Source organism: Streptomyces sp. 130 (assembly GCF_007096885.1).
Classification (GTDB): Bacteria; Actinomycetota; Actinomycetes; order Streptomycetales; family Streptomycetaceae; genus Streptomyces.
In genome coordinates this window covers 150313-165010 of record NZ_VJNO01000005.1, presented here as the reverse complement: position 1 = coordinate 165010, position 14698 = coordinate 150313, and the positions used below count along the sequence as shown (strand labels likewise).

At 73.2% G+C, this 14698-nt stretch carries 10 protein-coding genes, 4 tRNA genes and 2 pseudogenes; 11 read left to right on the top strand and 5 right to left on the bottom strand.

Annotation, left to right across the window (positions count from 1 at the left end; translation table 11 throughout):
- Nucleotides 1-126: 126 nt before the first annotated feature.
- The 5 genes from FKN01_RS32475 (at nt 127) to FKN01_RS06870 (ending at nt 3593) form a co-directional block, all read left to right on the top strand.
- Nucleotides 127-209: transfer RNA gene (locus FKN01_RS32475), tRNA-Ser, on the top strand.
- A gap of 79 nt (nt 210-288) precedes the next feature.
- Nucleotides 289-363 (top strand) — tRNA-Trp (locus tag FKN01_RS06885).
- Nucleotides 364-591: 228 nt separating this feature from the next.
- Nucleotides 592-903: a hypothetical protein gene (locus tag FKN01_RS06880; RefSeq protein WP_143617461.1), complete on the top strand. Its 312-nt coding sequence runs from the start codon at nt 592-594 to the stop codon at nt 901-903.
- Nucleotides 904-1152: 249 nt separating this feature from the next.
- Nucleotides 1153-1776 carry a SigE family RNA polymerase sigma factor gene (locus tag FKN01_RS06875; RefSeq protein ID WP_143617459.1) on the top strand — a complete coding sequence of 208 codons (624 nt, stop codon included), beginning with the start codon at nt 1153-1155 and terminating at the stop codon, nt 1774-1776.
- Between the two features lie 167 nt (nt 1777-1943).
- On the top strand, nt 1944-3593 hold the full coding sequence (locus FKN01_RS06870) for a long-chain fatty acid--CoA ligase (RefSeq protein ID WP_143617457.1): 1650 nt from the start codon (nt 1944-1946) through the stop codon (nt 3591-3593).
- Between the two features lie 75 nt (nt 3594-3668).
- On the opposite strand, the gene FKN01_RS06865 is transcribed toward FKN01_RS06870, so the two are convergent.
- Together FKN01_RS06865 and FKN01_RS06860 are read right to left on the bottom strand one after the other, a co-directional pair.
- Nucleotides 3669-8258, bottom strand: a complete 4590-nt coding sequence (locus FKN01_RS06865; protein ID WP_143617454.1) for a PAS domain-containing protein — start codon at nt 8256-8258, stop codon at nt 3669-3671.
- A gap of 211 nt (nt 8259-8469) precedes the next feature.
- The gene (locus tag FKN01_RS06860) at nt 8470-8928 is read right to left on the bottom strand and encodes an SSI family serine proteinase inhibitor (RefSeq protein WP_143617452.1); all 459 of its coding nucleotides are present in this window, start codon (nt 8926-8928) and stop codon (nt 8470-8472) included.
- Nucleotides 8929-9124: 196 nt separating this feature from the next.
- On the opposite strand from FKN01_RS06860, the gene FKN01_RS06855 reads away from it, so the two are divergent.
- Nucleotides 9125-9215: transfer RNA gene (locus FKN01_RS06855), tRNA-Ser, on the top strand.
- A 172-nt stretch (nt 9216-9387) separates the two neighbouring features.
- Nucleotides 9388-9460 (top strand) — tRNA-Arg (locus tag FKN01_RS06850).
- Nucleotides 9461-9523: 63 nt separating this feature from the next.
- Here the strand turns inward: FKN01_RS06850 and FKN01_RS06845 are convergent.
- A pseudogene (locus FKN01_RS06845) lies at nt 9524-10305 on the bottom strand (GNAT family N-acetyltransferase).
- Between the two features lie 345 nt (nt 10306-10650).
- Between FKN01_RS06845 and FKN01_RS06840 the strand changes: the two are divergent.
- The 3 genes and pseudogenes from FKN01_RS06840 (at nt 10651) to FKN01_RS32470 (ending at nt 11467) form a co-directional block, all read left to right on the top strand.
- Nucleotides 10651-11028, top strand: coding sequence for a hypothetical protein (locus FKN01_RS06840; protein ID WP_143617450.1), 378 nt, complete (start codon nt 10651-10653; stop codon nt 11026-11028).
- 33 nt (nt 11029-11061) lie between these two features.
- Nucleotides 11062-11247: pseudogene (locus FKN01_RS06835) on the top strand (helix-turn-helix domain-containing protein); the annotation flags it as partial.
- Between the two features lie 70 nt (nt 11248-11317).
- Nucleotides 11318-11467: a hypothetical protein gene (locus FKN01_RS32470; protein ID WP_185992779.1), complete on the top strand. Its 150-nt coding sequence runs from the start codon at nt 11318-11320 to the stop codon at nt 11465-11467.
- Nucleotides 11468-11506: 39 nt separating this feature from the next.
- On the opposite strand, the gene FKN01_RS06825 is transcribed toward FKN01_RS32470, so the two are convergent.
- Entirely contained in the window at nt 11507-12703 is a 1197-nt protein-coding gene (locus tag FKN01_RS06825) for an NAD(P)/FAD-dependent oxidoreductase (protein WP_143617448.1), read from the bottom strand.
- Nucleotides 12704-12817: 114 nt separating this feature from the next.
- Nucleotides 12818-13762 carry an RNA polymerase sigma factor SigJ gene (sigJ, locus tag FKN01_RS06820; protein WP_143617446.1) on the bottom strand — a complete coding sequence of 315 codons (945 nt, stop codon included), beginning with the start codon at nt 13760-13762 and terminating at the stop codon, nt 12818-12820.
- Between the two features lie 49 nt (nt 13763-13811).
- On the opposite strand from sigJ, the gene FKN01_RS06815 reads away from it, so the two are divergent.
- Nucleotides 13812-14693 (top strand): DUF2797 domain-containing protein, encoded by an 882-nt coding sequence (locus FKN01_RS06815; protein WP_143617444.1) that lies wholly within the window; start codon nt 13812-13814, stop codon nt 14691-14693.
- Nucleotides 14694-14698 lie beyond the last annotated feature (5 nt).

Sequence of the window (14698 nt, the reverse complement as noted above, 5' to 3'; positions counted from 1 at the left end):
GTCGGTCGTCCCTCACCGGGGCTCTACGCGGGCATCCCAACATGACGGGCGTCGCCGCTGCTGCGGGCCATGCGCGGGCCAGGTCAGACGCTAACGGTGGCTCGCCTAGCAGAGGTGCAGCTCAGGGCGGCTTGGGTTGCTTGCTAGGCACGGTCTTGAAAACCGTCGTGGCGCGAGTCACCGTGGGTTCAAATCCCACACCCACCGCAGGTGAACGGCCCCCGACCGGGCGAACCGGTCGGGGGCCGTCGGCATGGGTGCGGTGCTTCTAGGATGGCCGGTGGGGGCGGGGGCGTAGCGCAGAGGTCGTCGCGCGCGGTCTCCAAAACCGTGAGGACGCCGGTTCGAATCCGGTCGGCTCCGCCCTTCCCTCTTCGGGTGCCGCCCATGCGGGCGCTGGGCGCATAGTTCGCCCCAGGTCAGGGGTTTGGCCCGGACTCCTCACGCTTGCGGGGGAACTGGAAGCTGCGGGTGGGTTCGCCGGGACGGCGGTGGGCAGCTTCGGTCCGCGACGTCGTGCTCAGCACCGGGCGGTCGGCCGCCGGCCCGGGTTCAGCCTCAGCCCTACTTCCGGTTCCTGGAGGAACAGACATGGCAAGCATCCGTACCGCTCGTGCCCTCGCCGTTGTTGCCGCGCTGCCTCTGGCCGCCGTTCTCCTCGGCGGAGTGGCCCAGGCGGACAACGGCTCGTTCGCGAGCAGCGGATCGAATGCGGGCGTTGCCACGATCAGCGGCAGCGGCGTCGGCCGGGACAACGCGGGCAACTCCTCGACCTCGCAGCAGCAGGCGACGGGCGCCGGAGCGTCGAACCAGAGCAATTCCGCGCAGGTGAACGGGGCCGCCTTCACCGACATCGACCAGTCCACGTACAACCTGGCGGTGAACTTCACGAACCTCTGGTGAGCCCGGCGCCGTTCACGGCCCGGTTCGGGGGGCCGGACCGCGACGGACGCACACGACGGCCCGCCCGTACGCCACTCCGGCGAACGGGCGGGCCGTCCGCCGTCTGCCTCAGGGGGACCCCGAGGCCCCGGGCACGGGTCCCTCCACCTACAGGAGGTGGAGGCGGGTCCGGTCCTACACCCTGAGGCGGACGCGGTTTCGGGACCTGGGGGCGATTTGGGGAGCGGGCCCCGCTTCTAGCGTGGAGCCATGACCACGCCAGTCCGCACGGGCACCCGCAGGGGAGCCGCACCGGTACGCACTCACGCGCCGGCGCGTACGCCGGGCGTCCCCGGCCGTGCCGCGCACGCCGCGCGCACGGCGGCGGCGCCGCGCCTCCCGTACCCCTCCTTCACGTCGTTCGTGCAGGCGCGCGGTCCCGTGCTGCTGCGGGCGGCGCGCTCCCTCACCGCCAACCCGAGCGACGCCGAGGACCTGCTGCAGACGGCGCTCACCAAGACCTACGTCGCCTGGGACCGGATCGAGGACCACCGCGCCCTCGACGGCTATGTCCGCCGGGCCCTGCTGAACACCAGGACCTCGCAGTGGCGCAAGCGCAAGGTCGACGAGTTCGCCTGCGACGAGCTGCCCGAGCTGGAGCCTGTCCCCGGCCCCGACGCGGCGGAGCGGCAGTCGCTGCACGACGCGATGTGGCGCGCGGTCCTGAAGCTGCCGGCCCGCCAGCGGGCGATGGTCGTCCTCCGCTATTACGAGGACCTGAGCGAGGCGCAGACCGCCGAGGTGCTCGGGGTCTCCGTCGGTACGGTCAAGAGCGCGGTCTCCCGGGCGCTCGGCAAGCTCCGCCAGGACCCGGAGCTCACCTCCGACCGCTGAGCGGCGGCTTCCACCGAGGCGGAACAGAGTGTTCCGACCCGGTGCCGGGCGGTGTGACATTGCGGGGTGACATCGATTCGTATCCCCGGAAGTAGTGACATACCAAGTGGTATGTGCGCAGAATCAGCGGAACCCTACTGCCGCGTAGCGCCCACCGGGAGGACGCCGTGCTCAGCACCATGCAGGACGTACCGCTGACTGTCACCCGCATCCTGAAGCATGGGATGACGATTCACGGGAAGTCGCAGGTCACGACCTGGACCGGAGAGCCGGAGCCGCACCGGCGCAGCTTCGCGGAGATCGGCCGGCGCGCCGGCCAGCTCGCCAACGCCCTGCGTGACGAACTCGGCATCGACGCCGACCAGCGTGTGGCGACCCTGATGTGGAACAACGCGGAGCACGTGGAGGCCTACCTCGCCATCCCGTCCATGGGCGCGGTTCTCCACACGCTCAACCTGCGCCTTCCGGCCGAGCAGCTGGTCTGGGTCGTCAAGCACGCGGACGACAAGGTCGTCATCGTCAACGGCTCCCTGCTGCCGCTCATCGCGCCGCTGCTTTCCCAGCTGACGTCGGTGGAACACCTGATCGTCTCGGGTCCCGGCGACCGTTCCGTCCTGGACGGCGCGGCGGTGCGCGTGCACGACTACGAGGAGCTGCTCGCCGGCCGCCCCACCAGCTTCGACTGGCCGGAGCTGGACGAGCGCCAGGCCGCCGCGATGTGCTACACCTCCGGCACGACGGGGGACCCGAAGGGCGTCGTCTATTCCCACCGTTCGATCTACCTGCACTCGATGCAGGTCAACATGTCCGAGTCGATGGGTCTGACCGACAAGGACACCACCCTTGTCGTGGTCCCGCAGTTCCACGTGAACGCCTGGGGACTGCCGCACGCGACGTTCATGTCCGGTGTCAGCATGCTGATGCCGGACCGTTTTCTCCAGCCCGGCCCGCTCGCCGACATGATCGAGCGCGAGCGCCCGACGCACGCCGCCGCCGTCCCCACCATCTGGCAGGGGCTGCTCGCCGAGGTCACCGCCAACCCGCGCGACCTCACCTCGATGGCCAACGTGACGATCGGCGGTGCCGCCTGCCCGCCCTCCCTGATGGAGGCGTACGACAAGCTGGGCGTGCGCCTCTGCCACGCCTGGGGCATGACGGAGACCTCGCCGCTCGGCACCATGGCCAACCCGCCCGCCGGACTGACCCCGGAGGAGGAGTGGCCCTACCGCGTCACCCAGGGCCGCTTCCCGGCGGGCGTCGAGGCGCGCCTCGTCGGTCCGGCGGGCGAGCACCTGCCGTGGGACGGTGAGTCGGCCGGTGAGCTGGAGGTGCGCGGCACCTGGATCGCCGGTGCCTACTACGGCGGTGCGGACGGCGAGGCGCTGCGGCCGGCGGACAAGTTCAGTGAGGACGGCTGGCTGAAGACCGGTGACGTCGGTGTGATCAGTGAGGACGGCTTCCTCACACTCACCGACCGGGCGAAGGACGTCATCAAGTCCGGTGGCGAGTGGATCTCCAGTGTCGAACTGGAGAACGCGCTGATGGCCCACCCGGACGTCGCGGAGGCCGCCGTCGTGGCCGTCCCGGACGAGAAGTGGGGTGAGCGTCCGCTCGCCACGGTCGTCCTCAAGGAGGGCGCCACCGCCGATTACGAGGCGCTGCGGGCGTTCCTGGCCGAGTCCGGCATCGCGAAGTGGCAGCTGCCGGAGCGGTGGTCGGTCATCCCGGCCGTGCCGAAGACGAGCGTCGGCAAGTTCGACAAGAAGGTCATCCGCAAGCAGTACGCGCAGGGCGAGCTGGACGTCACGCGGCTCTGATCGGCAGTCCGGACAGAGCGAGGGCGGTACGGGTGTGTTCCCGTACCGCCCTCGTCGTATGCGTGCGTACGCCGGTCAGTTCGTGCCGATCTTCGCCAGCAGGTCGACGATGCGGGACTGCACCTCGTCGCTCGTGGAGCGCTCCGCCAGGAACAGCACGGTCTCTCCGGAGCCGAGGCGCGGCAGCTCCGCCTGGTCGATGCCCGCCGAGGTGTAGACGACCAGCGGGGTGCGGTTCAGCCGGCCGTTGGCGCGCAGCCAGTCCACGATTCCGGCCCGGCGGCGGCGTACCTGCATCAGGTCCATCACCACCAGGTTCGGCCGCATCCGGGTCGCCAGTGCGACGGCCTCGCTGTCCGTCGCGGCGCAGGCGACCTGCATGCCCCGCCGTTCCAGCGTCTCCGTCAGCGCGGCGGCGATGTACTGGTGCTCCTCGATCAGCAGGACGCGCGGCGGGTGCTGCTCGCTGTCGCGCGGCGCGAGTGCCTTCAGGAGTACGGCGGGGTCGGCACCGTACGCCGCCTCGCGTGAGGCCTGGCCCAGGCCGGCGGTCACCAGCACCGGCACCTCGGCCGCGACCGCCGCCTGCCGCAGGGACTGCAGCGCCTTGCGGGTGATCGGGCCGGTCAACGGGTCTACGAAGAGCGCGGCGGGGAAGGCCGCGATCTGCGCGTCCACCTCCTCGCGCGAGTGCACGATCACCGGCCGGTAGCCGCGGTCGCTCAGGGCCTGTTGCGTGGAGACGTCGGGCGCGGGCCAGACGAGGAGCCGGCGCGGGTTGTCGAGCGGCTCGGGGGGCAGCTCGTCGTCGACCGGCTGCGGGGACGGGCGGTTGGCGACCTCGACCGCGCCACCGGGTCCGTCCAGCGGCTCCGGTCCCTCGGCCGCGCCTTCGTCGGGCGCGCCGATGGCGTACGCGCGGCCCTCGGCCGCGGGCGCGGAGAGCAGTTGCCCCGATCCCTGCCCGTGCACGGTGGGGGCGGGGGGCGCGGCGGCGGGTGTCGTGGGACCCGGCTGCGGGGGCGCGGGGGCCGGGGGGTGCGGTGCGGGGCGCTCGTCCCGACCGTGCTCGGGCTCCGGCGGCGCGGCCAGCTTGCGGCGCCGGCCGACGCTGCTGCCGCCGCCCAGGGTCTGGTTCTGCTGGTGGGTGATGTGCTGGGCGAACGGCACCCCCTGCCCCAGCGTGCGCACGCTGAACGCACGCCCCTGAGTCGAGTCCGCCCCGCCCGGCATCGGCGCCTCGGCGGGCAGCGGCTGCCGCCGCGCGTCGGGCGCGGGTGCCAGCGTACGAGGGCGGGCCGGGGGACCGGCGGGGGTGCCCGCGGTGGGGGCGGCCGTGCCGGTGGTGCGGGCCGTACGTCCGGTGCTCTGCGTATCCGGCGCGGCGGCGGGCGCGGCGGGCCCCTGCCCGGAGGCGTCTTCGTCGCCCCAGGCGCCGGGGTGCGCGGGCGGTGTCGGCTGGTCGGCCGGGGCACCCGGTGCGGGCGGCCCCGGCTGGGCGGCGGGCGCGAAGGGGGCACCCGGGGCGCTGAGCCCGAGGTCGGCGGGGGCGGGCGGGGCGGTTTCGGCGGGCGGGGCGGGCGGGGCGGTCTGCGCGGGCGGTACGGCCTGTGCGGTCTGCGCAGGCGGTACGGCCGGGGCGGGCAGTGCGAACGGTGCGGGCCGCACTTCCTGCGCACCGGTGTCCCCGTGGCGGGCGCGGCGCCGGCCGGTGGGGGCGGGCTGCCCCTGCGGTGGCACGGGGGCGTGCTCCGGCGTGCCGGCCGGGGCGTCGGACGGGGCGGCGGCGGGGGCGTCGGGGTCGGCTTCCGCGGCCCCGGGCAGCCCGGCCCCGGGCTGGTACGCGACGGGCCCGGCCTGGTCCGTACCCAGGCCGATGCCGTGCGTACCGGCCGCGGTGGCCTGGTCCGTACCCAGGCCGATGCTGTGCGAACCGGCCGCGGTGGCCTGGTCCGTACCCAGGCCGATGCCGTCTGAACCGGCCGCGGTGGCCGCGTCCGTACCCAGGCCGATGCCGTGTGAACCCGACTCGGCGCCCTCGCGCGCGTCGGCAGGGCCCGGCGCTCCGACCGCACCCGGTACCTCGACCGCACCCGGCACCCCCGCGCCCAAGGACCCGTCCGGCCCCCCGGCAATCGGGGACCGGTCCGCGTCGGCGGGCGGGAGGGCGAAGGGGACGCGCGGTCCGGCCTCGGCGGCGGCGGCCCGTTCCTGGGCGGCGGCCAGGGCGCGGCGGCGCCGCCCGGTCGGCTGCGGTGCCGGGGCGGGCAGCTCCGGCGAAGACGAAGGAACCACCGGGCCGGAGGAGGCAGCCACCGGGCCGGAGGAGGCGACCACCGGGCCGGAGGAGGTGGCCGCCGGGCGGGCGGCGTCATCGAGGTTCGAGAAGGCGGCGGGGGCCGTGGACTCGACGGCGTTCACGACGGGGGGGAGGGCGAGGCGGCCCTCGTCCCCCGGGTTCCCCCGGTGCCCGCCGGCCGCGACCGGGACCTGCGCCCCGGCCGGAACGCCCTGCGGGGGCACTGTCTGTCCGAGCTGCGGACGGCCACCCTGCGCACCCTCGGCGGCGGTGACCACGGCCCCCTCCGACGGGGCGGCCACGGGGAGCGCGAGGGCCTGCCCCGGGGCGCCCGTCTCCGCGGGGCTGGGCCGTCCACGACGGCGTCCGGAGCCCTCGGCCTGCTGGGCGGGGATCAGCTCGTTCGGGCCCACGGCCTCGGCGGCGGGTGCGGAACGGCGCGCACGCCGGCGCCCGGTCGGGGCGGCGGCGCCGGTGTCGCCCGGGGCCGCTTCGAGCTCGCCGCTGCCGTCGGAGCCGCCCACGGGGCTTTCCAGGAAGGCGTCGGTGGAGGAGCGCCGCGCGCGGCGCCGGCCCCTACCCGCCTCGGGCGCGTCCGACACCACCGGCGCCGGGCCCGCATGACCGGTCTCCCCGAGGGGAAGGGACTCGGGCGCCACGGGAGGAGCCGTCTCCACCACCGGCTCCGGGGGCGCCACGGTCCCCGCACCCGCGCCGATCGGCACCTCAAGCACGTAGGCGCTGCCGCTCATGCCCGGCATCTCGTGCGTCTGGAGCACACCGCCGTGCGCGCGGACGATGCCGCTCACGATGGGCACGTGCACCGGGTCTCCCCCGGAGAACGGTCCGCGCACCTCGATGCGTACGACGTCACCGCGCTGGGCGGCGGCGACCACGACGGTCGAGTCGACGTAACCGCCGCCGGGCACGAGACGGGCCTTGCCGGTCGAATCGACGCCGGCGACGTCCGCGACGAGGTGCGCGAGGGCGGTCACCAGGCGTCCGGCGTCGATCTCGGCCTCGATCGGCGGGGCGTGCACCGCGAACTGGGCGCGGCCGGGCCCGATCAGCTCGACCGCGGCGTCGATACCGGCGGTGACGACCCCGTCGAGCAGCACCCGGGTCTTGAGCAGCACTTCCGCGCCGCTGTCGAGGCGTTGGTAGCCGAGCACGTTGTCGATGAGCGTCGTCATGCGCGCGTAGCCCGCGGCCAGGTGGTGCAGGATCTGGTTCGCTTCGGGCCACAGCTGGCCGGCCGGGTCGGCGGCGAGGGTGGAGAGCTCGCCGCGCAGCTCCTCCAGGGGCCCGCGCAGCGACCCGCCGAGCACGGCGGTGAGCTGGGTGTGCCGGGCGGTGAGATCGGTCAGCCGCTCGGCCTGTTCCTCCAGCTCGACGGCGTATCGCTCGCTGCGGTCGGCCAGCTCGGCGGCGTGGGCCTCCTCGAGCGCGGCGAGCTCGGCGGTGTGCCGCTCGGTGAGCTCACTGACGGCGGCGGTGTGGCTCGAGGTCAGCTCGGCGATCTCGTCCTTGCGCCGCTTGTCCAGCTCCTCGTAGGGCCGGCGGTCGGTGAACGTCATCACGGCACCGACGAGCTGGTCGCCGTCGCGGACGGGCGCGGTGGTCAGGTCGACCGGCACCCGTTCCCCGCTCTTGGACCACAGAACCTGCCCGCGCACCCGGTGCTTGCGTCCCGACTTCAGCGTGTCGGCGAGTGGGGACTCCTCGTACGGGAAGGGCTCGCCCTCCGCACGCGAGTGCAGGATCAGCGGGTGCAGCTCCTGGCCGCCGAGATCGCTGGCCCGGAAGCCGAGGATCTGCGCGGCGGCGGGGTTGACCAGGACGACCCGGCCGTCCGTGTCCGTACCGACGACGCCCTCGGCGGCGGCGCGCAGGATCATCTCGGTCTGGCGCTGAGAACGGGCCAGCTCGGCCTCGGTGTCGACGGTGCCGGAAAGGTCGCGCACGACGAGCATCAGCAGCTCGTCACCGGTGTAGCCGCCTCCGTACGAGCCCTGGACGTCCTTGTAGGCCGCCTGCCCGTCCTCCAGGCTGGCGCTGGTCACCTCGACGGGGTACTCGTTGCCGTCGGTACGGCGCGCGATCATGCGCGTCGGCTTGGTACGGCCCCGCTCGTCCGCAGCCTCGGGCCGGCGCATCGACCCGGGGATCAGCTTGGAGTCGAACTCCGGCAGCAGATCGAGCAGCCCGCGGCCGACGAGCGCGGTGCCCGGCGACTCGAACATTTCGAGGGCGATGGTGTTGGCGTTGACGACCGTACCGTTGCAGTTGACGAGCAGAAGCCCGTCCGGAAGGGCGTCGAGTATGGCTGCGAGGCGAGCAGCGCCTCGGGATGGCCTGCTGCTCACGACGACGCTTCCTCCCTGATTACCGCACCTTGCCGACAGCGGCCCCATCTTGCCCCTCGGGCCTCAAGCTGTCACTGCAGGAGTCTAAAGGCAGGGGAGGGGCCTGGGACTGCGGATGAGGGCGAGCTCTCACCAAGGCGTGGTGCGTACGTTGTACGGCTCCGAGTCGCACCGCGCGCCGCGGTGACCCGCCGACGGGCCCCGGGGCCGCTCACCGCACGTTCGGCAGGACCGGCCGCAGACCGTTCCACCGGGCGATCTCGCACCCGTTGGTCCGCCGGAAGGAGGCGTCGACCTGGCGACCGTGCCAGGTGCCGGTGACGTGGGCGGTGGATTCCCCGCCGTACTGCTGCGTACACATCGCGTCCCGGGGAACCGGCGCGAACGGGTCCGCCCCCTCCCCCTCCAGCTGGTCCAGCCGCTCGCACGCCTGGGCCGCGACCGGGTGGCTCCCCCCGGCCGGCCCGCACTCCAGCTCGTACCTGCCGTCGGCCTCCGGGTTCCCCGACCCGGCGACGACCACGGTGAGCCGGGTCCCCGCGCCGTCGTCCTGGAGGAGCGGCAGGGACAGCGGCAACGGGAGCGGCCCGGACGCGGCGGAGGCGGCGGGCGCGGCGGCGGACAGCGCGGCGAGGGACGCGACAGCGGTCAGGGCGAGACGGCGCATCATGGCGGACTCCTGTGGCGGACGAACCTGCGGGGCGGCGCCCCGCCCTGCATAACGCGCCACTCGCTCCGGCGTTGCGCACGGCAACCGCTTTGCCCTCGCGGCCGACCGCCTAGTACCGTAGGCCGCGATTGGTGGCGCAGCGTGTAGCTGTGTCATCATCTGCACGCACCACTCGCGCTCGCGCGGGCGTTGCGCTGGAGGCGTCGCCTAGTCCGGTCTATGGCGCCGCACTGCTAATGCGGTTTGGGGCTTACCCCCCATCGAGGGTTCAAATCCCTCCGCCTCCGCACCACACCGAAGCCCCGGTCCCCAGGACCGGGGCTTCGGCCGTTCCCGGCCACGCTCCGGGCGTTTGCCCAGCTCAGGCGGGGTGTGGCTAATGGATTTCGCGTCCCGGCGCAGGTCATGTAATGTTGTTCTCGCAACGCCGACGGGGCAGAAAAAACCCCGGAAGCACAAGCACTCGTAGCTTAACGGATAGAGCATCTGACTACGGATCAGAAGGTTGCAGGTTCGAATCCTGCCGAGTGCACATAGGTGAGAGGCCCGGACGAGAGTCCGGGCCTCTTGCGTTGTAGGGGTTCCGTGTGCGCGGTTACACCGACGTGGTGTGGGTGAAGCCGAGGGAGGCCAGCCCTTCGGCCTGGCACAAGACGCGTCCAAGGCCCTGGCCTCGGGCCTCGGGGAGGACGGCGAAGTACTGGGGCATGAGCTGGGGGCAGCCGATCGCGTCGGGGCGTACTTCCATCGGGCCGATCGCGCCCACGATGCGGTCTTCGATGGCGGCGGCGAGGACCGGGCCGCACTGGCCGGCTTGCATCCGGGTGTGGAGGAAGGCCAGGCCATCGCCCGCCATGGCCTCGGCGAACTGGGCGAAGGTCTCCTGCACGGCGGTCGGCCAGGCGGTGACGGCCCGGACCGGGCCATCCGGGTCGGGGCCCAGGGGCCGACGGCGAAGTCCTTCAGCTGAATGCGGGTGCCTCGCGGGTGTGTGCTCTCGGGGCCGAGGGGGCGTACGACCCGGGCGCTGACCACATCGTGCACGGCCGCGAGTTTCGCGGCCAGTTCGGCGGCCTCCTCCACGACGCTGTCGCAGAGCCCGTAGGCGAAGACCTTCACACTGCCGCGTCCGCGCCTGGTCAGCGTGGGATTGAGAGTGTGTTTGCGCTGGTGCACTACGTCTTCGCGGAGGACTTTCTCGTCCTTCTCGCCGCCCCAGCGCCGGTCCTTGTCGTAGGGCAGGAAGGTCCCGGTTTCGGCCGCTCGCAGTTTGTCCTCGAAGATGCCGAGGGTCAGGGCGTCGGGGTGGACAGGACCAAGCGTCGGCACGATCGGCGCGGTCAGTTGGGGCCGGAGCCAGTCCCAGTGGAAGAACACGTGCGGCACCCTAACGGTGGGCCGGGCAGGGCTCAGGCCCCGACGCGGGTACGTCGGGGCCTGAACGGAGTTGACCGGATCGTGTCGGTCAGTGGGGGTTGCCGTCACCGGCGTCGCAGGAGCACTCCGCGCTCTCCACAATCACGTCGAGGTCCTGGACGGCGGTGATCGACGCGGTTGCGACGGGCGGCGCGGCGGGCTGAGGCCGGCGGGCCGGGGAGGATGGTCACCGGTACGGGCGGGGTCATGAGGCGTTCTCCTTGTCTCCGTGCCGGCAGTAGCTGTGCAGCGGCGGAGCAATCCGGGGCCTCTCGCGTTTGTCGTCCGCGTGACATCGTCGGGGGCGTGATCGAGTCCTGGGTGATTGACGAGGCCGGTTCCCCTTCCCTTTCGAGCGAGGCCGTTTCTTCGGCTCTGCGGGCCAGGGTGGACGGTGGGCAACTGGAGACGTGGTTGTGCAGCTCGCGGGGGCGGTGGCTGGCCTTCGTGACCAATGGCGAGCGGGCCATGGTGATGTTGCTCGACAGGGAGGGCGATCCCGGCGAGCATGCCGTCGATCCCGGGGCCGACGGAGAGAGCGATGGGTTCGTGCTGGCCAATGGGCAGGACGACGAGTACCCGGACCAGGACACCGTGCCACTCGCGGAGGGGCTTCGGATCGTGGAGTGCATCGTGGGGACGGGGGCCTGGCCGGCTGATGCGCGGTGGGTTGTTGATCGGTGAGTCACAGGTGGGGCTCGCGCGTACCGTGGCTGCGTGGCGAACGATGATCTGGGGCGGACTCTGCGGCGGTTGCGGCGGTTGGCCTCGCTGACGCAGGAAGAGCTGGCCGAGCGGGCGGATGTGTCCGTCGATGTGATCAGGCAGCTTGAGCAGGGGCGGAAGCAGTCGGCACGCCTTCCTACCCTGCACGCGCTCGCGAATGATCTGGGGGTGGAGCTGTGGCATCCAACTGGGGCGCGGACGAGCGCCGTTGGGGCAAGGTTGTCTGGGCTGAGCTGGAGGGGCGTTGATGAGCACCGACGAGAGCCTTGGCCGCAGCGCGGCCCGTGCCCACCTTTCTCAGCTGATCGACCTGTTCGGCGTGGACGGGTGTTTGCGGGTCAACGTGGTGCCTGTACCTGCGCCGGAGGCTGCAAGTGAGGTTGCCGAGGACGAGTAGTTCTGGCGGGCTCGGGAAGGGCGGCGGCCCGGCTCCCCCTCACCGCTTGGCTGCCCCCACCGGCGCGGACGGGGCCGATACCGCGACCCGTCGGCGGCGGGTCGGCAGGCCGGTTGTCGGGTTGGCCACGCCCCAGGCGGCGCCCTTGCAGACCAGTTCCTTGTAGACGGCGGCGATGCGGCCCGTCAGCGCCGCCCGGACCGCGCGGTCGTCGGCGGTGACGTACTGGATGAGGCCGTCCTTGCGGCCCAGGGAGACGCACTGGTTGAAGTAGCGCAGCGGGGTGGACGGGATCTTGGTGCCGGTGAGGCGGGCCGCGAGGGCGTCGGCGGCCTGCCAGGCGGTGGGGACGCCCGAGGCGCAGGACATCCGCAGCGGCTTGCCGCCGGGGCCGGCGACGAGGGCCGCGTCCCCGATGGCGTACACATCGGGGTGCGAGACCGAGCGCATGGTCGCGTCGACGACGATCTGACCGGTCTCGGAGGTCTCCAGGGTGGTGGCCGCCGCGAGCGGGTGGACCGCGAAGCCGGTCGTCCAGACGGTGACCGCCGCCGGGAACGACGTGCCCTCGGCCGTGGTGACGTGCCCGGGGCCGACCTCCGCGACGGCGGTGTGCTCGTGGACGGTGATGCGGAGGCGGTCGAAGGCCTTGCGGACATGGCGGCGGCCGGCCGGCGAGAGCCAGTCGCCGAGGCCGCCGCGCGCGGCGAGGGCGATGTCGAGGTCCGGGCGGGCCTCCGCGAACTCGGTCGCCGCTTCGAGGCCGGTCAGCCCGCCGCCGACGACCAGTACGGACTGGCCGGGCGCGAGGGCGGCCAGCCGGTCGCGCAGCCGGAGCGCGCCGGGGCGGCTCGCGATCTCGTGGGCGTGCTCGGCGACCCCGGGGACGCTCTGGGTGTTCCGGGTGCTGCCGAGGGCGTAGACGAGGGTGTCGTACGCCAGTTGCTCCTCGCCGTCCGCGCTTTCGACGGTGACCGCCTTGCGGTCGGCGTCCACGGCGGTGACCCGGCCGACCTTCAGCTCCACGCCCGTTCCGGCGAACATCTCGGTGAAGGGGCGGGGCTTGAGGTCCTGGCCCGCCGCGAGCTGGTGCATGCGGACGCGCTCCACGAAGTCGGGCTCCGCGTTGACGAGGGTGACGGTGACGTCCTCGCGGCGCAGCCGCCTGGCGACGCGGCCCGCCGCGATGGCTCCGGCGTATCCGGCTCCGAGGACGATGACGCGGTGCTGCTGCATGTGTCTGCTCCTGTCTCGCGCGGGTCCGCCCCTGCGGGGTGGTTTCTCGCCCCTTGAACCGGGTAGCCCGCGCTTTCCTGACAGGAGACAGGTGTGACCTGGGTCACTGGGCGATCAGAAGGCTGTGAGCAGCGGCTTTCCGTGTTCCATGGCCGCCCACCGCCGGGTCGCGCGCTCCAGCTTGTCCGGGTTGACCTGGTTGCGGAACGAGGCGATTCCCTCCGGAGTGACCTCTACGCACATGACGCCGATGACCCGTTCGCCGACGACCGCCAGGACGGCGGTGGAGCCGTTGGCGTGCGTCAGGTGCAGCTCGACGGAACCGCCCGTGAGCGCGGTCTTCGCCTTTCCCGGCTTGAGCAGGCCGCGCATGAACGTGGCGACGGCCTTGGCGCCCTCGAACGCCTTGGCGCGGGCGGGCACCTTCCCGCCGCCGTCCCCGATGGAGGTCGCGTCGGCGGTCAGCAGCTCCACGAGCGGTTCGGTACGGCCGCCGGCGGCGGCGAGCAGGAACTCCTCGATGACCCGGCGGGCGGCGGCCTCGTCCACCTCGGTGCGCGTCCGGCCGTCGGCGATGTGCTTCTTCGCCCGGTGGTAAACCTGCTGGACGGCGGATTCGCTCAGGTCCAGGATCTCCGCGATCTCCCGGTGCGGATGGCCGAACGCCTCGCGCAGCACGTACACCGCCCGCTCGCCCGGCGTCAGCCGCTCCATGAGCGTGAGCACGGCGTACGAGACCGATTCGCGCTGTTCCACAGTGTCGGCGGGGCCGAGCATGGGGTCCCCGGCGAGCAGCGGCTCGGGCAGCCAGGCGCCCACGTACGTCTCGCGGCGGGCGCGGGCGGAGGTGAGCTGGTTGAGGCAGAGGTTGGTGAGGACCTTCGTCAGCCAGGCCTCGGGGACCTCGATCCGCCCGGTGTCGGCGGCCTGCCAGCGCAGGTAGGTGTCCTGCACGGCGTCCTCTGCCTCGCTCGCCGAGCCCAGCAGGCGGTAGGCGATGGCCTCCAGCCGGGGCCTGGCCGCTTCGAACCGGTCCACGTCCTGCATGGTCGGGGTCATGCTCAAAATCCTAGGGCCCGTTGTCAGTGCCCGCCCCTAAGGTGCGGATATGGACTGGCAGTGCACCGGCCTCCGTTGGCCCGAGGGCTCGGAGGGCCCCGCGCTGGGCTGGCGCAAGGGGGCGCGGACGCGGGCGAGCGCCCTGGTGTACGGAACGGAGTTCGGCTTCCGGGCGTCCGGCGAGCGGCGCTGCTCCGGGGCCCGGGGCAACGCGTGCCCGCTGGGTGCCGTGGTGCCGGTGACGAGCACGGGCGGGCGCTGCCCGGAGTGCGGGCGGCTCGACCGGGCGCACTCGGTGGCCGCCGACACGGTCCCGGACGACCCCCGCACGTACCGGGTGTATCTGGCGTGGTTCGGGCCCGGCATGGTGAAGGTGGGGATCACCGCCGAGGAGCGGGGCGCGGCGCGGCTGCGGGAGCAGGGCGCGGTGGTCTTCAGCTGGCTGGGCCGGGGGCCGCTGATGGCGGCGCGCCGGGCCGAGGAGGTGCTGCGGGCGGCGCTCGGGGTCCCGGACCGCATTCCGTACGCCCGCAAGCGGGAGGTGCGGGCGGCCCTCCCGGACCGGGCGGAGCGGGTGGCCGAGGTCGCGGCGCTCCACGGCGGGGCGGCGGCCCTGGAGGGCGCCGGCTGGCCGGAGGCGCTGGAGCGGCTGCCGTTCGCGGCGGTGGACCACGCGGAGGTGTTCGGGCTCGGGGAGGTGTCCGGGCCGGTCCGCGCGGTGACCGGCCTGGTGGACGGGGGCGCGGTGGCGGGGAGGCTCGTCGCGGCGGCCGGCCCCGACCTCCACCTGGACGCGGGCGGGCAGGGCCTCGTCGTCGTGGACACGCGGCTGATGACCGGCTGGACGCTGACGGCGGCGGCGGGCGCGGCCGGGGTGAGCGTGCCGGTCGTCGCGGTGGGGGGTGGCGCGGCGCAGGACGGGCTGTTCTGAGAGGG

Coding starts and splice junctions, on each gene's coding strand:
- FKN01_RS06815 (WP_143617444.1), top strand. CDS start 13,812: ATGGACTGGCAGTGCACCGGCCTCCGTTGGCCCGAGGGCTCGGAGGGC.
- FKN01_RS06860 (WP_143617452.1), bottom strand. CDS start 8,928: ATGATGCGCCGTCTCGCCCTGACCGCTGTCGCGTCCCTCGCCGCGCTG.
- FKN01_RS06825 (WP_143617448.1), bottom strand. CDS start 12,703: ATGCAGCAGCACCGCGTCATCGTCCTCGGAGCCGGATACGCCGGAGCC.
- FKN01_RS06875 (WP_143617459.1), top strand. CDS start 1,153: ATGACCACGCCAGTCCGCACGGGCACCCGCAGGGGAGCCGCACCGGTA.
- FKN01_RS06880 (WP_143617461.1), top strand. CDS start 592: ATGGCAAGCATCCGTACCGCTCGTGCCCTCGCCGTTGTTGCCGCGCTG.
- FKN01_RS32470 (WP_185992779.1), top strand. CDS start 11,318: ATGAGCACCGACGAGAGCCTTGGCCGCAGCGCGGCCCGTGCCCACCTT.
- sigJ (WP_143617446.1), bottom strand. CDS start 13,762: ATGACCCCGACCATGCAGGACGTGGACCGGTTCGAAGCGGCCAGGCCC.